Annotated in this window: 19 protein-coding genes; 16 read left to right on the top strand and 3 right to left on the bottom strand. The window is 66.5% G+C overall.

Going from position 1 to position 19,149, the window contains the following annotated elements; genetic code table 11:
• Nucleotides 1-163: 163 nt before the first annotated feature.
• From ACQ66H_RS13900 to ACQ66H_RS13860, 9 genes are all read left to right on the top strand, one after another.
• Nucleotides 164-1,273 (top strand): hypothetical protein, encoded by a 1,110-nt coding sequence (locus ACQ66H_RS13900; protein WP_430434511.1) that lies wholly within the window; start codon nucleotides 164-166, stop codon nucleotides 1,271-1,273.
• A gap of 141 nt (nucleotides 1,274-1,414) precedes the next feature.
• Nucleotides 1,415-2,332, top strand: coding sequence for an alpha/beta fold hydrolase (locus ACQ66H_RS13895; RefSeq protein WP_430434510.1), 918 nt, complete (start codon nucleotides 1,415-1,417; stop codon nucleotides 2,330-2,332).
• Between the two features lie 126 nt (nucleotides 2,333-2,458).
• Complete coding sequence (epsA, locus tag ACQ66H_RS13890) at nucleotides 2,459-3,250, top strand: XrtB/PEP-CTERM-associated transcriptional regulator EpsA (protein ID WP_430434509.1); 792 nt, start codon at nucleotides 2,459-2,461, stop codon at nucleotides 3,248-3,250.
• On the top strand, nucleotides 3,250-4,053 hold the full coding sequence (locus ACQ66H_RS13885; RefSeq protein ID WP_430434508.1) for an ankyrin repeat domain-containing protein: 804 nt from the start codon (nucleotides 3,250-3,252) through the stop codon (nucleotides 4,051-4,053). The genes epsA and ACQ66H_RS13885 overlap by 1 nt, the downstream gene beginning before the upstream one ends.
• Before the next feature lie 416 nt (nucleotides 4,054-4,469).
• A complete protein-coding gene (locus ACQ66H_RS13880) occupies nucleotides 4,470-6,449 on the top strand; it encodes a sigma-54-dependent Fis family transcriptional regulator (RefSeq protein ID WP_430434507.1) in 1,980 nt (659 codons plus the stop codon).
• A complete protein-coding gene (locus tag ACQ66H_RS13875) occupies nucleotides 6,439-7,026 on the top strand; it encodes a flavoprotein (RefSeq protein ID WP_019917657.1) in 588 nt (195 codons plus the stop codon). The genes ACQ66H_RS13880 and ACQ66H_RS13875 overlap by 11 nt, the downstream gene beginning before the upstream one ends.
• 38 nt (nucleotides 7,027-7,064) lie before the next feature.
• Entirely contained in the window at nucleotides 7,065-8,525 is a 1,461-nt protein-coding gene (locus tag ACQ66H_RS13870) for a DUF6513 domain-containing protein (protein WP_430434506.1), read from the top strand.
• The gene (locus tag ACQ66H_RS13865; RefSeq protein ID WP_430434505.1) at nucleotides 8,522-9,085 is read left to right on the top strand and encodes a DUF447 domain-containing protein; all 564 of its coding nucleotides are present in this window, start codon (nucleotides 8,522-8,524) and stop codon (nucleotides 9,083-9,085) included. The genes ACQ66H_RS13870 and ACQ66H_RS13865 overlap by 4 nt, the downstream gene beginning before the upstream one ends.
• Before the next feature lie 5 nt (nucleotides 9,086-9,090).
• Complete coding sequence (locus tag ACQ66H_RS13860; RefSeq protein ID WP_430435639.1) at nucleotides 9,091-9,798, top strand: (5-formylfuran-3-yl)methyl phosphate synthase; 708 nt, start codon at nucleotides 9,091-9,093, stop codon at nucleotides 9,796-9,798.
• A gap of 205 nt (nucleotides 9,799-10,003) precedes the next feature.
• Here the strand turns inward: ACQ66H_RS13860 and ACQ66H_RS13855 are convergent, their stop codons facing one another.
• From ACQ66H_RS13855 to ACQ66H_RS13845, 3 genes are read right to left on the bottom strand one after another with little or no spacing between them, the layout of a single operon-like run.
• Nucleotides 10,004-11,383 carry a sigma-54-dependent transcriptional regulator gene (locus ACQ66H_RS13855; protein WP_430434504.1) on the bottom strand — a complete coding sequence of 460 codons (1,380 nt, stop codon included), beginning with the start codon at nucleotides 11,381-11,383 and terminating at the stop codon, nucleotides 10,004-10,006.
• On the bottom strand, nucleotides 11,380-11,820 hold the full coding sequence (locus ACQ66H_RS13850) for a universal stress protein (protein WP_430434503.1): 441 nt from the start codon (nucleotides 11,818-11,820) through the stop codon (nucleotides 11,380-11,382). Before ACQ66H_RS13850 ends, ACQ66H_RS13855 begins: the two co-directional genes overlap by 4 nt.
• 32 nt (nucleotides 11,821-11,852) lie before the next feature.
• Nucleotides 11,853-12,647: an outer membrane protein assembly factor BamD gene (locus tag ACQ66H_RS13845; protein ID WP_019917664.1), complete on the bottom strand. Its 795-nt coding sequence runs from the start codon at nucleotides 12,645-12,647 to the stop codon at nucleotides 11,853-11,855.
• Here ACQ66H_RS13845 and ACQ66H_RS13840 point away from each other — a divergent pair.
• The 7 genes from ACQ66H_RS13840 to ACQ66H_RS13810 all read left to right on the top strand — a co-directional run bounded on the left by ACQ66H_RS13840 (nucleotide 12,646) and on the right by ACQ66H_RS13810 (nucleotide 19,130).
• Nucleotides 12,646-12,876 carry a S4 domain-containing protein gene (locus tag ACQ66H_RS13840; protein ID WP_430434502.1) on the top strand — a complete coding sequence of 77 codons (231 nt, stop codon included), beginning with the start codon at nucleotides 12,646-12,648 and terminating at the stop codon, nucleotides 12,874-12,876. The two genes, ACQ66H_RS13845 and ACQ66H_RS13840, sit on opposite strands and share 2 nt — an antisense overlap.
• A gap of 27 nt (nucleotides 12,877-12,903) precedes the next feature.
• Nucleotides 12,904-13,626, top strand: coding sequence for an RluA family pseudouridine synthase (locus ACQ66H_RS13835; protein WP_430435638.1), 723 nt, complete (start codon nucleotides 12,904-12,906; stop codon nucleotides 13,624-13,626).
• Nucleotides 13,623-14,402: a peptidoglycan editing factor PgeF gene (gene pgeF, locus ACQ66H_RS13830; protein WP_430434501.1), complete on the top strand. Its 780-nt coding sequence runs from the start codon at nucleotides 13,623-13,625 to the stop codon at nucleotides 14,400-14,402. Before ACQ66H_RS13835 ends, pgeF begins: the two co-directional genes overlap by 4 nt.
• A 30-nt stretch (nucleotides 14,403-14,432) precedes the next feature.
• Nucleotides 14,433-15,395 carry a ZIP family metal transporter gene (locus ACQ66H_RS13825; protein ID WP_430434500.1) on the top strand — a complete coding sequence of 321 codons (963 nt, stop codon included), beginning with the start codon at nucleotides 14,433-14,435 and terminating at the stop codon, nucleotides 15,393-15,395.
• 385 nt (nucleotides 15,396-15,780) lie between these two features.
• Complete coding sequence (locus ACQ66H_RS13820; RefSeq protein ID WP_430434499.1) at nucleotides 15,781-17,496, top strand: PHA/PHB synthase family protein; 1,716 nt, start codon at nucleotides 15,781-15,783, stop codon at nucleotides 17,494-17,496.
• 67 nt (nucleotides 17,497-17,563) lie between these two features.
• The gene (gene phbB / locus ACQ66H_RS13815) at nucleotides 17,564-18,304 is read left to right on the top strand and encodes an acetoacetyl-CoA reductase (protein ID WP_029143758.1); all 741 of its coding nucleotides are present in this window, start codon (nucleotides 17,564-17,566) and stop codon (nucleotides 18,302-18,304) included.
• Between the two features lie 85 nt (nucleotides 18,305-18,389).
• Nucleotides 18,390-19,130 (top strand): beta-ketoacyl-ACP reductase, encoded by a 741-nt coding sequence (locus tag ACQ66H_RS13810; RefSeq protein ID WP_430434498.1) that lies wholly within the window; start codon nucleotides 18,390-18,392, stop codon nucleotides 19,128-19,130.
• Nucleotides 19,131-19,149 lie beyond the last annotated feature (19 nt).

The raw sequence follows: 19,149 nt of genomic DNA, 5'->3' as shown, positions 1-19,149 counted from the left end.
CCTTGTCCGGATCGGGCGCCTGCGACACCTTGTGAGGGAGGATTTCCCGTGCTGCGGCCGTGACCGATTCGCGGAAATCCTGAACCTGATGGCGCATTCCGCTCTCTATACTGCGCGACGCTGCCGGTTCGGCACACGACAAGAAAACGACGGAGGATTCCCCATGAAGCTCAAATCCGCGATGCGCGGCCTGATTCCGGCTGCGCTGTTCTCGATGATGGCGGGTGCAGGTCTGGTGCAGGCTGCCGGCACCGCCTACGTGAGCAACCAGGACGGCGGCATTTCCATCATCGATCTGGCGAAGATGGAGGTCACCGGCGAATACGAGGTGGGCGGCAAGGTGCCGCGCGGCCTGGGCGTCACCGACGACGGCAAGACGCTGGTGGTTGCCGTGCGCGAAACCGGCGACATCGCACTGATCGACACCGCCAGCGGCAAGGTGACCAAGCGCGTCAAGATAGGCAAGAACCCGGAATTCGTACGGGTGCGCGGCAACATGGCCTTCGTATCCTTCGAGCCGACATCGAAGCTGGGCCCGCCGCCCAAGCCGGGCGCGGAAAAGAAGGATGACGACAAGAAGGCTGGCGGCAAGGAAGGCGGCCACGGTCACGACGACGATGACGACGATGACAAGGAACCGGCCAAGGTCGCGGTGATCGACCTGAAGAAGGGCAAGGTGATCCGCAACATCGTTGGCGGTCCGGAAACTGAAGGCATCGAATTCACCGCCGACGGCAAGCGTCTGGTGGTGACCAACGAGGCCGACAACACGCTGACGCTGCACGACATCAAGACCGGCAAGCTGCTGAAGAAGGTCAACGTCGAGAAGCACGGTGCCCGTCCGCGCGGCATCAAGCTGTCGCCGGACGGCAAGACCTTCATCGCGACGCTGGAGTTCGGCAACAACTTCCTGGTGCTCGACGACAAGCTGAACCCGGTCAAGACGGTCGCCACCGGCCAGACGCCCTACGGTGTCGCCTTCGACAGCAAGGGCGAACGCCTGTTTGTCGCCACCGCCCGGGCCAAGGCGCTTGAGGTGTACGACGCGAAGACCTTCGCCAAGATCAAGGACGTTCCGCTGAACGCCGAGCGCTGCTGGCACTTCACCTTCACGCCGGACGAGAAGCAGATTCTCGTGGCCTGCGGCCGTTCGGATGCAGTGGTGATCATCGATGCGGAGAAGCTCGAAGTCACCGGCAAGATCGAGGACAAGAAGCTGCCCTGGGGCGTCGTCACCTTCCCGCGCGCGATGGGCAGTCTCGACCAGAACTGATCCGCTTCGCTCGTTCGTTGTCCTGGGCCCGCCGCAAGGCGGGTTCTTTTTTGTACTGCATTGTCCCGAAGCTGAAATACGCCGCGCGCAGACTGCCCGTGTCAATCTTCATGTCATGGAGCCTGCGTGGACGAGCGCAGCATGCTTCTGCCGGATCGGCGGCGACTGGCCTGGGCCGAGTACGGTGATCCGTTCGGCTATCCGGTCATCCTGTGTCACGGCGTTCCGGGGTCGCGCCGTCAGGTGCCGCCCTTCGATGCGCTCACCAGCGAGCGGCACGCGCGCCTCATCGTGCCCGACCGTGCCGGCTACGGCCTGTCCGATGGCGCGCCCGGCTGGGGTCTGGCGCAATGGCGGCAGGACGTCGGCGCGCTGGTCGATCACCTGAAGCTGGGCGACTTCGCGGTCGGCGGCGTGTCCGGCGGCGCGCCATTCGCCTGCGCGCTGGTGGCGGAGTTCGGTGAGCGGGTGTCGCGACTGGTGCTGGTCAGCGGCGTGGCGCCCGGGTACGGCGCCTCGGCGGATGCGCTCAAACTGCATCCTTTCGAAGCGGTGATGGTCCGCCTCGCGGTGCGCACCCCCCGCCTTGCCAGGCTGCTGATCGAGCCGCTGGCCGTCGTCGCCGCACTGTGGCCCAGGACCTACCTGTCTGCGATGTGCCGGCTGGTCGGCGAGGCCGACCGCGCGGAACTGGCGCGCGCGGATATCCACGACATGTTCTTCGACGATCTGCCGAGCGCCGCCCGCCAGGGCGCGGCCGCCATCGTCCGCGATCTGGCGATTGCCGCCTCCGACTGGCAACTCACGCTGCAGAACTATCCGGGCACCGTCGAGATCGTGCAGGGCTGCGACGACGCCATCGTACCGGCCGACTGCGCCAGTCGGCTCGCCTTCCTGTTTCCGCAGGCCAGCGTGCGGCTGCTGGCCGGCGAGGGACACTTCTTCGTATTCAGCCGCTGGAGCGAAATTCTTGCCGCGCTGATGGCACGGCGCTGGCGTCACGAACAGGAGGTGCAGATGCCGCTGCCGCGCACGCCGGTGCCGTCGTCACCCCGCTGAAACATTCGGCTGCAAGAATCCGCGCCGGTTGTTGCAAAGTGTTGCAACCGCCGGCGCGTCTGTTGCGGCATCGGACAGGCTTCATTCGAACGACGGCCACAAGGCTGCTTCCATCCCGGTTTCTACATGACAGATCCGCTCGCGCAGGATCAGATCGACGTGCAGCTATTGCTGTTTACGATCGAAACCTCGATCCGGGTCGTCAAGCGCTTCCAGTTCTTTCTGTGGGCGCAGGGTTCGCTGCAGACCTTTCTGCCGCACGAAACGCTGCTCTGCGCCTGTGGCGACATCGAGCGCGGCGACTACCGCGCTTCGGTGTTCTCGCGCTCGGTACTGTCACCCGAATACGAGTCGAGACTGATCGATCCGGCCTCCGGGCTGATGGCGCGCCTGCTCGACGACTGGCGCGCCGGCGCGCGCGAGCCGCTCGCCTACGGCGGTGGCGTGCGCGGCCGCAGCGGTGCCGCCGCGCTGCGCACACTCGGGCTGCAGCACGCGCTGGCGCACGGTTGCCGCGAGGCGCGCGGCGAGCAGTTGACCTTCTTCGCGCTGCTCGGCATGCCCGATGCGCCGACCGATCAGGACGCCCGCCGCATCGAACTGCTGATGCCCAATCTGCACTTGGCGCTGCTGCGCATCACCGAATTCGAGCGGCGCGAGGGCGCCGAGCGCGCGAACGGCCGCTACAGCTCGCCGCTGACGCTGAGCGCGCGCGAACTGCAGGTGCTCGACTGGGTACGCGAGGGCAAGACCAACCATGAAATCGGGCAGATCCTCGACATCAGCCCGCTCACCGTGAAGAACCATATCCAGAAGATCCTGCGCAAGCTCGACGTGACCAATCGCGCGCAGGCCGTGGCGCGGCTGGCGGCGCTGCGCGCGCACGAAGCCGGCCGGGATCTGGCAGGAGAAACATGATGAATGCACGGAAGATCGCGGCCTGCGTGCTGCTGGCATGTGCCGGCGCCGTGGGCGCACAGGAGTTGCCGCCGGAGTGGCAGGGCGTGATCGCCGAACCTGCGCGCCCGCGCGCGGCGATGCCCACCACACCGATCGAGTACGCCGACATGCGTCGCACCGGCGACGACGCCGGCCCGCGCGACTACCGCAGCGCCGATTACGCGATGCTGTCGGCGGCCCGCCGTGGCGACTGGGCGGCCGTGAATCGGCTGCTCAAGTCGGGCGCCGCACCGAATGTGCGCGACGTGTGGGGCGACAGCGTGCTGGCGCGTGCCGCCGCTGCCGGCGAGACCGAAACGGTGCGCGCACTGCTGGCCGCCGGCGCACATGTCAACCGCAAGGGCGCGTCGGGTTTCACCCCGCTCGGCGCCGCCGCACTGGCCGGCCATCACAAGGTCGTCGCGCTGCTGTTGCGCGCCGGTGCCGACGTCAACGCGAAGAGCGCGAACGGGCACGTGCCGCTGATAGACGCCGTGATGCTGGATCGCGCCGAGGTGGTGGCCGAACTCGTGCGTGCGCGCCCGGATTGGCTGGTCTATGAGCGCGAACTGGGCCGGCACGCCCTGTCGCTGGCCGCCTCGCTGGGTCATGTACGCGTGCTCGACCAGTTGCTGGCCGCCGGCTTCGACCCCAATCTCCCGGACCGGGCCGGCTTCAATGCGCTGTACTGGGCGGTGTTCCGCAAGCAGCGACTGGCGGTGGCCCACCTGCTGGCCTCGGGCGCCGACCCCGGGGCGATGTTGACCGAGATCTACGACTGACCTTTGGGAGCGGCCATGGCCGCGATGCGGCCGTCGCTGTCCGCCTGCCTCGATTCAGGCGGCGTCGGGGTCAGAAGACCCCTCCCACAGAACTCCGGCCCTGGCGCTGGCGGCAGGTCGGGCACCTCCCCAGTGGGAGCGGCCTTGGCCGCGACGCGGCTTCGGCTCAGGTCACCGTCGGAAGCCAACTCGCTGCCAAGGCATCACCGCCTGCACAATGCGCCGATACCACACGGCCGCTGCACATATCGGGCTGCGGAGCACAGTGCCCGTCTTTCGCGACACCGGCGCGCCAGAATGGGCACAGGCCGCACACGTCCTCCGCCCGGCCTTGGCTGGCGGGTGTTCCGGGGCGGGTGGTACCATTGAGCGCTTTTTCCCGCGTCCGCCGCTACCGGTTCCCAAGGTTCGAATACATGGTGTCATCCAATCAGGTGGCTGAACACGTCCGTTCGGTGCACGCCATCATCAGCCGCCCGCAGCGCCCGTCCGGCCATGAACTGGTGGCCCGTTCGTGGCTGCGCTGCTTCCATGAACTGGGCCTCGATCCCGCCGCCGAAGACGCGCCGCCGCCGCTGGCGCCGCAGGCCTGGCGCGAGCGCGGCGACAAGCTGGGCGAGGTGATGGACAGCGCGGTGCCGGAGATGCAGACGCTGCACCGCCAGCTCGACGATCCCAATTCCGCGCTGGTGCTGGCCGATGCCGAAGGCGTCATCGTCAGCATCGTGCGCCATCCAGGTTTCGCGCGCGAAGCGTCGCTGCGCGGGCTGGTCGAGGGCGCGCGCTGGAGCGAGGACATCCAGGGCACCAACGGCATCGGCACCGTACTGACCGAACGCCATTCTCTGGTCATTTCGCGTGAGGAACATTTCTTCGCCCGCCATACCGACATGGTGTGCGCCGCTGCCCCGATCTACGACGGCGTTGGCGAAGTCGCCGCGGTGCTCGCGGTCTGCTCGCTGGCGCCGGGCGGTGCCCGGGCGCTGCGCGCCCTGGTCGAGCGCTCGGCCCGCGTGATCGAGCACCGCGCTTTCCGCGCGCGCCACGCCACCGACTACATCATCCGCTTCCACGCCCATGCCGGACGCGTGCTGACCGCGGTGGACGGCATGCTGGCGCTGACGCCGGAAGGCGAGGTGATCGAAGCCAACCACACCGCCTTCGAACTGCTGTCGCCGGAGGGCGAGGCGCTGCTCGGGCGCGAAGTGACCGAATTCTTCGGCCAGTCGCTGCCGGAACTGCTGTCGCGCACCTTCCGTTCCGGCTTCCATCCGCTCACGCTGTCGATGCCGCAGCACCAGACCTGGCACTTGCTGGCGCAGCAGCCGGCGCGCAACCGCGCCCAGGCCGGCACCCGCGGCACCGATTCGGCGTCGGCCGCGCAGGCGCTGGCCGAACTCGACCTCGGCGACCTGCGCATGGCCGGCAACGTGCACAGCGCGATGCGCATTCTCGATCGCGACATTCCGCTGCTCATTTCCGGCGAAACCGGCACCGGCAAGGAAGTGTTCGCGCGTGCCTTCCACGCGTCGAGCCAGCGTGCGCGCGGGCCCTTCGTCGCCATCAACTGTGCGTCGCTGCCGGAAGCGCTGATCGAATCCGAACTGTTCGGCTACAAGCAGGGCGCATTCACCGGTGCCAACCGCGACGGCCGTCGCGGCAAGGTGCTGCAGGCGGACGGCGGCACGCTCTTCCTCGACGAGATCGGCGACATGCCGCTGCAACTGCAGGCCCGTCTGCTGCGGGTGCTCGAAGAGCGCAAGGTGACGCCGCTGGGCGGCGAGAACGCGGTGCCGGTCGATCTGCAGCTGGTGTGCGCGACGCACCGCGACCTGCGCGCCATGGTGCGCGAGGGCAGCTTCCGCGAGGACCTCTACTACCGGCTGCGCGGCATGGAAGTGACGCTGCCGGCGCTGCGCGACCGCACCGACCGCCGTGCGCTGATCGAGCGCTGCCTGACCGAGGAAAGCGCCGGCCGGCACCCGCCGATACGGCTGGGTCAGGCGGCCATGCAGGTGCTGGACCGCTTCCGCTGGCCGGGCAACATCCGCCAGATGCGCTACGTGCTGCGTACGCTGGTCGCGTTGTGCGACGGTCCGGAAATCACGCTGCGCGACATGCCGCCGGAACTGATGGATGCGCCGGAACCGATGCCGCCGGTCGCGACGGCCGCGCATCCGGCCGATGCCAGCGGTGCCGAGCAGGTGCATGCCGCGCCGAGCAACCTCAATCCGCTGCAGTCGGCGGAGCGCGACGCGCTGCTGTCGGAGCTGCGCCGCCACCGCTGGAACATTGCCGGACTGGCGCGCGAACTCGGCGTCAGCCGCAACACCGTCTACCGGAAGATGAAACGTCTGGACATCGACACCGACACGCAGGCCGGCGATGGCTACTGATCCTCGCCTGAACGACATCCCGGACGAAGCCGAGGTCTTGCCCGATGCACGCATCGCCTGGGGGCTGACCGGTTCCGGCCACTTCCTGAAGGAGTCGCTGGAGTTCGCCGACACGCTCGACCGCATCGACCTCTTCATGTCGCGCGCCGGCGAGGAGGTGCTGAACATGTACGGTTACCCGCTGGCCGACATGAAGAAGCGCTACCGCATCTTCCGTGACAGCACGGCGAGCGCGGCGCCGGTCGGGCTGTTCTACCAGGGGCAGTACCACACGGTGGTGATCGCCCCGGCCACCTCGAACACCGTGGCCAAATGCGCGCTCGGCATCTCCGACACGCTGGTCACCAACATCTTCGCCCAGGCCGGCAAGCTGCGCATTCCCATCATCGTGTTCGCCTGCGACAACGAGCCGGTGGTGATCACCGAATCGCCGAGCGAATGGGTGACGCTGTACCCGCGCTCGATCGACCTCGAGCACACCGGGCGCCTGGCCGGTTTCGAAGGCGTCACCGTGGTGAAGAGCGTTGAGGAACTGCAGAGTGCGCTCAGGCAGAGACTTGCGGCCGTCGGTCGTTGATCGCGCGATCGACGATCCGATGAGCGACGAACTCCGGCATGGCTGAACAAGACGTCCGCGCCGAACGCATCCTCTTCCTGACCGGGCATCTGGCGCTGAAGAGTCTGCAGCGCATCCTCGATGACATGCAGCCGCTGCCCTTCGAGGCGCGCGTGCTCGACGTCGGCATCAACGTGGCCGGGCTGATGACGGCCGAGCTGATCCGCCGCCGCGTGCCGGCGCCGGTCGATGCTGACCGCATCATCGTGCCCGGCCGCTGCCGCGGTGATCTCGACGCGCTGTCGCAGCACTTCGGCCTTCCGGTGCAGCGCGGCCCGGACGAGGTGAAGGACCTGCCGCAGCACTTCGGCCGCAAGGCGAAGAAGCGCGAGCTGACGCAGCACGACGTGCTCATCTTTGCCGAAATCGTCGATGCACCGCAGGTCAACGTTGACACCGTGCTCGCCACCGCGCGCCGCTACCGCCGCGACGGCGCTGACGTGATCGACATCGGTTGCCTGCCGGACACACCCTTCCCGCACATGGAGGACTGCATCCGTGCGCTGAAGGCCGAGGGCTTCCAGGTCAGCATCGACTCGCTCAACACCGACGACCTGCTGCGCGGCGCCTACGCGGGTGCCGACTATCTGCTGAGCCTGAAGAAGAGCACGTTGTGGGTGGCCGACGAGGTCGATGCCATTCCGGTGCTGATTCCGGATACGCCGGGCGACCTCGATTCGCTGCGCGAAGCGGTGGACATCATGACGGCGCGCGGACTGCCCTTTTACGCCGACCCCATCGTCGAGCCCATCCACTTCGGTTTCACGGCGTCCATCGTGCGCTATCACGAACTGCGACGCTCGCACCCCCAGGTGCCGATGATGATGGGCGTGGGCAACCTGACCGAACTGACCGACGCCGATACCAGCGGCATCAATGCGCTGCTGTTCGGCATCATTTCCGAGCTGCGCATCGGTGCCGTGCTGGCGACCGAAGTGAGTCCGCACGCGCGTCGCGCAGTGAAGGAAGCCGACATCGCACGGCGCGTCATGTTCGCCGCGCGCGAGGACAACGCGCTGCCGCGCGACTATTCCGACGACCTGATGACCACGCATCAGCGCCGCCCCTTTCCCGACACACCGCAGGAGATCGCCGAGATCGCCGCCACCGTGCGCGACCCGAACTTCCGCATCCAGGTGAGCGAGCAGGGCATACACATCTACAACCGCGACGGCCTGCAGGTGCATACCGATCCGTTCGCGCTCTACCCCGGGCTGAATGTCGCCGAGGACGGCGGGCACGCGTTCTACCTCGGCGTCGAACTGGCACGCGCGCAGATCGCCTGGCAGCTCGGCCGCCGTTACGCGCAGGACGAAGAACTGCAGTGGGGCGCCGCGGTCGAGAAGAAGGAGCAGGATCTGATGGCGCACTGCGCGCCCGGCACCACGCTGCAGCGCAAGATGAAGCGCAGGCAGACGGACGCGCCGCCGCCGGCCGACGACACACAGGACCAAGCATGATCTGGGAAACCATACTGACCACCGTGGATGTGCAGGGCCGCACCCACATCACGCCGCTGGGCGTGCGCGAGGAACGCGGGCTGACCGTGCTCGCGCCCTTCCGTCCCTCGGGCACGCTGGACAATGTGCTCGCCACGCGCATCGCAGTGGTGAACTTCACCGATGACGTGCGCGTGTTCGCCGGTGCGCTGACCGGTCGCCGCGACTGGCCGGTTCAGGCGGCCGAGAAGATAGGCTGCGCCCGCCTCGTGAATACGCTGGCTCACCGCGAGCTCGAACTGGTCGAGGTCGAGGAGGACGCGGTGCGGCCGCGCCTGTTCTGCCGCACCGTGCACGAAGAGAGTCACGGCACCTTCCCCGGTTTCAACCGCGCGCGGTCGGCGGTGATCGAGGCGGCCATCCTGGTGAGTCGGCTGCACATGCTGCCGATCGAGAAAATCGACGCCGAACTGGCTTACCTCAAGATCGCCATCGACAAGACCGCCGGCCCGGCCGAACTCGAAGCCTGGGGCTGGCTGGTCGAACGCATCGACGCGCACCGCGCCGGAGCGCAGGCGTGATCCGCATGCTGGCCAGCGTGCGCGACCTCGACGAGGCGCGCATCGTGTTCGACGCCGGGGTCAACCTGATAGACCTGAAGCAGCCGGCCGACGGCGCGCTCGGCGCGCTGCCGCCGGCGGTGATCCGCGACGTCGTCGCCTTCGTCGCCGGACGTGTGCTCACCAGCGCCACCGCCGGCAATATCCAACCGGATGCGCAGGCCGTGCAGGCCGCGATGGAGAGCATCGCCGCCACCGGCATCGATTACGTCAAGGCGGGCCTGTTCCCTGCGGACTGGCAGCAGGGCGGTCGCGACTACGCGGCTGTGCGCGCCTGCTTCGGTGGTCTGGCGCCGCTGGCGGGAACGCGGCGCATCGCGGTCATGTTCGCCGATCTCGCACCGCCGCTGGATCTGGTCGATGCGGTTGCCGATGCCGGTTTCGACGGCGTCATGGTCGATACCGCGCTGAAGACCGGCCACAGCCTGCCGGATGTCGCCGGCAGCGACTGGCTCGCCGCCTTCGTCGGGCGCGCCCGAGCGCGCGGGCTGCTGTGCGGGCTGGCGGGTTCGTTGCGGGTTGGTCATATCGCATCGTTGGCGCGACTCGCCCCGGACTATCTCGGTTTCCGCGGTGCGCTTTGCGCGGGGCAGGCGAGGGCGCAGGCGCTGGATGCTCGTGCGGTCATTGGCGTGCGCCAGGCGTTGGCGGACGCGCAGTACCTAGCAGCCTGAACGCCTGACCGGCGTTCGCGACCGGTCTGCGTTGCCGGATGATGTCGGAATCACTCAGTGCGTTTCTGAACTCCTTGTGAGGGAGCTCGGCCCTGCATGGCCGACCCGTCTCGCAGGGGCGACGCATGCGTCGCTAAACCCCTAGTGTGGGAGGTCGGCTTTGCACAGCCGACCCGTGTCGCCGGAGCGACGCAGTGCGTCGCTTTTATCCGGCGACACCCCACTGCGCGCATTTGCGTTCTATGGTTTTGCGGGATACGCCGAGCTGGCGGGCGGCTTCGGATTTGTTGCCGCTGCAGGCGGCCAGCACGTCGAGGATGTGCTTGCGCTCGACGTCTTCCAGCGCGGCAGCCGGTTCTGCTGAGCGCGGCGGGGTGAGGGTGCCGAAGGCGTCGGTGGGGAAGTAGCCAAGGATGAGGGCACGTTCGACCAGGTTGCGCAGTTCGCGGATATTGCCCGGCCAGTCGTGGGTCGCCATGCGGGCGATGGTGTCGCGGTCGAGCGGGATGGGCGCCACCCCCAGTCGTGACGATAGCTGGGCCATGAAGTGGGCGACCAGCAGTTTCACGTCCTCGCGCCGCTCGCGCAACGGCGGGATGGTGATGCGCACGACGTCGAGGCGGTAGAACAGATCCTGGCGGAAGCGGCCGGCGCGTACCTCGGTCGCGAGGTCACGGTTGGTCGCGGCGACGACGCGGATGTCCACCGGCACTTCGCGCGTGGAACCGACCGGGCGGATCATGCGGTCTTCGAGCACGCGCAGCAGCTTGGTCTGCATTGCCGCCGGCAGTTCGGAAATCTCGTCGAGGAAGAGGGTGCCGCCCTGGGCGTAGAACAGCAGGCCCGGGTTGTTGTCCTGGGCGCCGGTGAAGGCGCCCTTCACGTGGCCGAACAGCTCGGACTCGATCAGCTCGGCGCTGATCGCGCCGCAGTTGACCGGCACGAAGGGTGCAGCGGCGCGGGGGCTCATCTGGTGCAGTGCGCGTGCGGCGACCTCCTTGCCGACGCCGGATTCGCCGGTCAGCAATACCGTGCTGGGCATCGCGGCGGCGCGGCGCAGCACGCTGGCCAGTTCGCGTACCGGCTGCGATTCGCCCACCATGCCCTCGACGCCCTCCGTCTGGCGCGCGATCTCGCGGCGCAGCACATAGTTTTCGCGCAGCAGGCCGGCGCGGTCGAAACAGCGGTTGACCGCATTCATCATCTGGTCGATGCGGAAGGGCTTGAGGATGAAATCCGAGGCGCCGGCGCGTAGCGCGTTGATCGCGGTTTCGATGTCGGCAAAGGCGGTGATCAGGATGACATCGCACTGCTGGCCCTGTTCGCGCAGCTCGTTGAGCCACTCCAGGCCGCTGCGACCGGGCAGCGAAATGTCAAGGATGATGAGGTCGAAGTGCAGCCGGGCGAACAGCTGCTGCGCGTGTTCGACGCTGCCTGCCGTCTCGACCAGCCCGCAGCGCGAACCGAGCGCGCGGCTGATGAAGCTGCGCATGCCCTCTTCGTCATCGACGACGAGTACCGAGTACTGCTGCCAGTCGCGCTCGCCGTCGCGGGCGGCGGCCGAGGGCGCACGTGCTGCGTTCATGCCGATGGCTGTACCACGATGAGGATGTTGCACGGCGCTTCCTCGACCAGCGAGGCGCCCACCGAGCCTTTCCACCAGCGCTCGAGGCGCGATGCGTGGTGGGTGTGGCCGATCACGATCAGGTTGACGTGCAGTTCGCGCGCGAGGCGGCTGATTTCACGCACGGCGTCGCCGGTGACCAGGTGTCCTTCGGCAGTGACGCCGCGCGCCTTCAGCTGGTCCAGGCCTTCCTTCAGCACCTCGGCGAAACGCTCGTTCTCTTCCTCCTGCGGCACGTCGGCGACGAAGCCTTCGGCCACGAACAGCGTCGCCGCGATCGGCGCAACGGCAAGCAGATGTATTTCGGCGTGCAGCAGATCGTTGATGTCGGCGCATTCGAGCAGTGCGCGGCGACCCGATTCGGAACCGTCGTAGGCGAGCAATACCTTGCTGTACATGAACGTTCTCCTGCTGTGTCGAAAGTCGATGCCTACCAGAGCTTCCACCAGGGGTCGTCCTCACCCGGCCGCTTGAAGCCGCGCGCGAGGAAGTCGCTCTGCGGGTAGTTCTTCATCATGACGCGCTGGGCGTCGTCGCGCAGGTCGGTCAGGCCCAGCGATTCGTAGGCGACCATCAGGATATACAGTGCCTCTTCGACCGCCGGCGACTGCTGATAGTTGCTGACCGCGAACTGCGCGCGATTGGCTGCCGCGAGGTAGGCGCCGCGCTTGATGTAGTAGCGCGCCACGTGCACTTCGTGCGCCGCCAGCGAATTGACCAGGTAGTTCATGCGTATGGTCGCGTCCGGCGTGTACTTGCTTTCCGGATAACGCGTCACCAGTTCCTTCAATGCGTCGAAGGAATCGCGCAGGCCCTTGGGATCGCGTTCCGTCATGTCCTGGCGCGACAGCACGCTCATGACGCCGAGGTCTTCGTTGAAATGGACGAGGCCGCGCAGGTAATACACGTAATCGACGTTCGGGTGGTTCGGATGCAGCCGGATGAAGCGGTCGCAGGCGGCGACGGCCTGTACGCGCTCGCCCTGGCGGTAATAGGCGTAGGCAACTTCGATCTGCGCCTGCTGCGCATAGCGGCCGTAAGGGAATTTGGCTTCCAGCTTCTCGTACAGCTTGATCGCCTGTTCGTACGAGCCTTCGCCCATCAACTCCTTCGCCTCGGTATAGAGGCGCTGGGCGGACCAGTTGGCGGTTTCGTCGATCTTATCGGGAAGGAGCCCGCACCCGGCGGCCAGAGCCACCCACAGTATCGCTACACTACGCCACATGACCGCTTTGACCCTGGAAGATACGCAAGACGACGATTATATCGCCGAGCAGCCCGCGAGCCCGACCCAAGTCCCGATATGCGCGACGGTGCCGGCTGGCGTGGTCGGCGACCGGCTGGACGCGGTGCTCGCCCGGGTCTGGCCGCAGTATTCGCGCAGCCGCCTGCAGGGCTGGTTGCGTGAGGGCAGGGTGCGGGTGGACGGGAAGACCTGCGACGACGCGCGTTGACGCACTTTCACCGGCGAACGACTCGAACTGGACCCCGGCAGCCTGCCCGCCGACACCGTACATGCGCCGCAGGACATTCCGCTCGACGTGGTGTTCGAGGACGACACGCTGCTGGTGATCAACAAACCGGCCGGCATGGTGGTGCACCCGGGCAATGGCGTGCCGGATGGCACGCTGCTCAACGCGCTGCTGCATCGCGTGCCCGGACTGGCACAGGTGCCGCGCGCCGGCATCGTGCACCGGCTGGACCGCGACACGACCGGCCTGCTGGTGGTGGCGCGCACACTTGAGGCGCAGACCGATCTGGTGCGTCAGCTGCAGGCACGCACCGTGTCGCGCCGCTATTTCGCGGTGGTGGCCGGCGACCTGAGGACGGACGGCACGGTCGATGCCGCCATCGGCCGTCATCCGGTGCAGCGCACCCGCATGGCTGTTGTGCAGGCGGGCGGCAAACCGGCGCGTACCCACTATTTCGTGCGCGAACGGCTTCAGGGCGCGACGCTGGTCGAGTGCCGGCTGGAGACCGGGCGCACCCATCAGATCCGCGTCCACATGGCGCACATCGGTCACTCGCTGCTCGGCGACGAGGTCTACGCGCCGCGCAACGTGGCCGACCGTTTCTCGCGCCAGGCGCTGCATGCCTGGCGGCTCGGGCTCATCCATCCGAAGAGCGGCGACGAAGTCGAGTGGGAAGTGCCGCTGCCAGCCGATATGGAGGGCCTGATCGCCGGGCTGAGGATCGCCCCATGAACAAGCCGGCCGCGCTGCCGTTGATCCTGCCCGACTGGCCGGCGCCGCCGTCGGTGCGCGCCTGTGTCACGACGAAGTTGGGCGGCGTCAGCGCGCCGCCTTTCGGACCGTTCAATCCGGCGACGCATGTCGGCGACCATCCGCAGGCGGTGGCCGACAACCGCGCGCTGCTGCGCGCCCACCTGCCGGCCGAGCCGCTGTGGCTCGATCAGGTTCACGGCGTGGACGTACTGGACGCCGACCGTCAGCGCTGCGGTACCGGTGACGCCTCGGTCGCGCACCTGCCGAACCGCGTCTGTGCGGTGATGACCGCGGATTGTCTGCCGGTGCTGTTCTGCAACCGCCAGGGCAGCGTGGTGGCGGCGGCACACGCGGGCTGGCGCGGCTTGGCTGCAGGCGTGCTGAAACGAACGGTCGAGCGCATGGGCTGTTCGCCGGCCGAGCTGATGGCTTGGCTCGGCCCGGCCATCGGCCCCGACGCCTTCGAGGTCGGGCCGGAAGTGCGCGCCGCATTCGTCGAACGGCTGCGCGGCGCGGCGCGCGCATTTCGCCCCGGTTCGGGCGATCGACTGTACGCCGACATCTACGCGTTGGCGCGGCTGGAACTGGAAGCGGCGGGCGTGCAGGCCGTGTACGGCGGCGGGCTGTGCACCGTGAGCCAGCGCGAACTTTTCCATTCCTACCGGCGCGACGGCCGTTGCGGACGCATGGCCAGCCTGATCTGGATCGCAGATCGTGCGACCCCGTTCGCCGCGGAACCGTCGTATCAAGGATAATAAGAGACCGTTTTCAGTTTCGAATCCCCCATGTCTGTCCTTGCCTGGATCGTGCTTGCCTCTTTCGTCGGCGGTGCGATCAGCGTCTGTGCCGCCGCGTTGTTCGGCATGGCCGTCAATCTTCAGCGCATTCCGATGCTCATCAGTTACTCGGTCGGCGCGCTGCTTGGCGCCGCTCTGCTCGGCGTGCTGCCGCAGGCGATCGAGGAAGTCGGAAGCGTAGAACTGGCCACCAGTCTGCTTCTGGCGGGCATCCTCGGTTTCTTCCTGCTGGAGAAATTGGTGCTGTGGCGGCACTGTCACGAGGTCAGTTGCGAGGCGCACGATCCGGCGGAACTGGCGCAGCACGCAGGGCACGACCACGCTCACCACGACCACGCCGCGCTGACACACCACGATCACGGTCATGGCGGCGACGGCGCGCGCGCAGCTTCGCTCATCCTGATCGGCGACGCCTTCCATAACTTCGTCGATGGTGTGCTGATTGCCGCCGCCTTCTCGCAGAGCATTCCGCTGGGCATCGTCACCGCGACCGCCATCGTCGCGCACGAAATTCCACAGGAAGTGGGCGATTACCTGGTGCTGCTGCATTCGGGCATGAGCCGCATGCGTGCGCTGGCGTTCAACCTGCTGTCCAGCATGGCGACCCTGGTCGGCGCGGTCGGCGCCTATTTCGCGCTGTCGCTCGTGAGCGGCGCCGTGCCCTATCTTTTGTGCATTGCGGCGGCCAGCATGATCTACGTCGCGGTGGCCGATCTGATTCCCGGTCTGCACAAACGTGCCGAGATCGGCGCCACCATCCAGCAGGTGCTACTGATTTCGCTGGGCGTCGGCAGCATCGTGCTGATCCACCACTTCGTTCAACGGTTTCGCCCATCACTGATCCGTCCTCCTCCGGTTGCGGCCGCCGCGCGGCCGCGCGCCGCCTCGCCGGCGTGCCGAAAATCCACAGGAACAGCGCCAGCGGCGCGACGCCGTAAAAAAGCACGGTGAGCACGGCGGCGACGATGCTGTGCTCTGTCACGGCCATCATCAGCACCACGTACAGCCACGCAATCGCAATGATGTACATGCGGGTAATCCTTTCCTGCAGCGCGTTTCGTTGGCCCGCGCCGGGTTCGGACGGGCGGGATTGACAGCTATTTTGTGCGATGCAACAATCCAGTCGTGTTGCGTGTGCCGGGTGGCCGCACCCACCGCGCGCACGTCCGTCGGCATGCGCTGTTATGCTCGCCTGGCGCGATTGCGACCGGCACGATAGACGCAGATTCCCGACGACGCCATCGCGTTGCATCTGAAATAAGAACGACTGGGGTTTGGTTTGATGAGCAGTGACTCGGCAGCACCCGGAAAGTCCGTCCCGCCTCGCAACGAGGCCGTGCAGCCCGACTGGACGGCCATCATGGCCGCGATGGGCAAGAACTTCAGCGAATTCATGACGCGCCAGCAGAGCACGCTGGCCGCACACACACCGCTCAACGGCAGTGCCTTCCCGGCACCCGAAGCCGCCCGTTTCTCCGAACTTCATCAGCAGTGGCTGGAAAGCCAGCACCGGCTCTGGCAGGCCTTCGCCCAGCGCAAGCCGGACGACGGACCGGCGCCGGCCGTCGTGCAGCCCGAGCCCACCGACCGCCGTTTCCGCGCGCCCGAGTGGACCAAGAGCCCCTATTTCGACTATCTGCGCCAGGCCTACCTGCTGAACGCGCAGTTCATGCGCGCCTGCGTCGAAGCGACGCCGGTGGCCGACGGGCGTGCGAAGGATCGCATGCGCTATCTGTCGAAACAGATGATCGAGGCAATGTCACCGGCCAATTTCGCCGCGACCAACCCGGAATTCGTCGAAACCGCGCTGCGTACCGAGGGTGAAAGCATCCGTCGCGGCCTTGAGAACCTGCTGCGCGACCTGCAGCAGGGCCACATTTCGATGTCGGCGCCCGGTGCCTTTGAAGTGGGCAGGAACCTTGCCGTGACCGAAGGTTCGGTGGTGTTCGAGAACGAACTGATACAGCTTATCCAGTACGCGCCGACGACCGACAAGGTGCACGCCAAGCCGCTGCTGATCGTGCCGCCCTGCATCAACAAGTACTACCTGATGGACCTGCAGCCGGAGAACTCGCTGGTGCGTTTCCTGGTGGAGCAGGGCATCACCGTGTTCCTGATTTCCTGGCGCAATCCCGATCAGACGCTGGCCCAGCTGACCTGGGACGACTACCTGCGCCTCGGGCCGCTGACCGCGCTCGACGTGGTGCGCGACATCAGCGGAGATGCGCAGCCGAACACCATGGGTTTCTGCGTCGGCGGCACGATACTGGCGTCGGCGCTGGCGGTCGCCTGCGGTCGTGGCGAAAAGCCTGCTGCAAGCATGACCTTGCTGACCACGCTGCTCGATTTTTCGGATGCCGGCGAGATCGGCTGCCTGGTCGATGAAGGCATGGTGGCGGCGCGCGAGCACACGATAGGGCGCGGCGGACTGCTGCCGGGTCGCGAACTGGCGCAGACCTTCAGCAGCCTGCGTCCGAACGACCTGATCTGGAACTACGTGGTCGGCAACTACCTGAAGGGCGAAACGCCGCCGGCCTTCGACATCCTGCACTGGAACTGCGACAGCACGAACCTGCCCGGCCCCTTCCTCGCCTGGTACTTGCGCAACCTCTACCTCGAAAACAGTCTGCGCGTGCCGGGTAAACTCGAAATGCTGGGCGTCAAGGCGGATCTGGGCAAGGTGGACATTCCGGCCTACCTGCTGGCCACGTCGGAAGACCACATCGTGCCGTGGACCGGTGCCTATCTGGTGCGCAAGCTGCTCGGTGGTGACACCACCTTCGTACTGGGCGCCAGCGGCCACGTGGCCGGCGTGATCAATCCGGCCTCGAAGGACAAGCGCTCGCATTGGGTTGGCGGCAACGAATCGACCGCCGAGGAATGGCGGGCCAACGCCGGCGAACAGCCGGGCAGCTGGTGGAAGCATTACATCAAGTGGCTGACTGCCAAGTCAGGCAAGAAGGTCGCGCCCCCGTCACGAGCGGGCAACGCGCAATACAAGGTGATCGAGCCCGCACCCGGGCGCTATGTGAAAGGCAGCGCAACGAACTGAACGCATGGCAGCCTCATGAGGGGGGCTGCGGAAGACACACCCTCGACTAATAAAAGGAGACAAGGAAATGACGCGAGTCGCACTGGTAACAGGCGGTATGGGAGGACTGGGTGAAGCGATCTGCATCAAGCTCGCGGCACTGGGTTTCCGCGTGGTGACCACACACAGTCCTGGCAATACGAAGGCAGCCGAATGGCTGCAGACCATGAACAACATGGGCTACGGCTTCAAGGCCTACCCGTGCGACGTGTCGGATTTCGACTCCTGCAAGGCGTGTGTCGAGACGGTGGTGAAGGAAGTCGGTCCGGTTGATGTGCTGGTGAATAACGCCGGCATCACCCGTGACATGACCTTCAAGAAGATGACGAAGGCGGACTGGGACGTGGTGATGAGCACCAACCTCGACTCCTGCTTCAACATGACCAAGCAGGTCATCGATGGCATGACTGAGCGCAAGTGGGGCCGCGTCATCAACGTGTCTTCGGTGAATGGCTCGAAGGGTGCGTTCGGCCAGACCAATTACTCGGCCGCCAAGGCCGGCATGCATGGCTTCACCAAGGCGCTGGCGCTGGAAGTGGCGCGCGCCGGTGTCACCGTGAATACGATTTCGCCGGGCTATATCGGTACCAAGATGGTGACCGCGATCCCGCAGGACATCCTCGACTCGAAGATCCTGCCGCAGATCCCGGTATCGCGTCTGGGCAAGCCGGAAGAGATTGCAGGCCTGGTGGCCTATCTGGCGTCGGACGAAGCGGCTTTCGTCACCGGCGCCAACATTGCAATCAACGGCGGTCAGCACATGTCCTGACCGCCTGCGCGGAGGTCCGCGCACGCCTTCCACCTCGTCCGGCGGGGGTGGAAGGTTTTTCACGCAGCTGGCTGGGAGAGAAGTCATGACGAAACGAGTTGCCCTGGTTACCGGGGGTATGGGCGGTCTGGGTACCGCAATCTGCAAGGCACTGGCCAAGGACGGCTACACCGTCGTGGCGAACTGTCTGCCCGCGTTCCCCCAAAAGGACGAATGGCTGGCCAAGATGCAGGCCGAAGGCTTTGAAATGAAAGCCGCCGAGGGCGACGTGTCCGACTACGATTCCTGCAAGTCGATGATCGACAAGGTCGAGCAGGACATCGGCCCGGTCAACGTGGTCGTGAACAACGCGGGCATCACCCGTGACAAGTTTTTCTCCAAGATGGACAAGGCCCAGTGGGATGCGGTGCTGACCACCAACCTCGACAGCCTGTTCAACGTGACGCACCACGTCGCCGGCAAGATGGCCGAACGCGGCTGGGGTCGCATCATCAACATTTCGTCGGTCAATGGCGTCAAGGGTCAGGCCGGCCAGACCAACTACTCGGCTGCCAAGGCTGGCGTGGTCGGCTTCACCAAGGCGCTGGCCGCCGAAATGGCCGCCAAGGGCGTCACCGTCAATGCGATCGCTCCGGGCTATATCGGCACCGACATGGTGATGGCGATCCGCGAGGACATCCGTCAGGGCATCATTGACTCGGTGCCGATGAAGCGTCTGGGCAAGCCGGAAGAGATTGGTGCTGCGGTGTCCTACCTCGCCTCCGACATGGCGGGTTACGTGACCGGTGCGACGCTGAACATCAACGGCGGCCTGTACTACCAGTAATTGCGGTAAAGACGGGTTT

Source organism: Methyloversatilis sp. (genome assembly GCF_965284615.1).
Classification (GTDB): domain Bacteria; phylum Pseudomonadota; class Gammaproteobacteria; order Burkholderiales; family Rhodocyclaceae; genus Methyloversatilis.
Note: the sequence above shows the minus strand (reverse complement) of the source record. Positions and strands in the feature narration are given on the sequence as shown.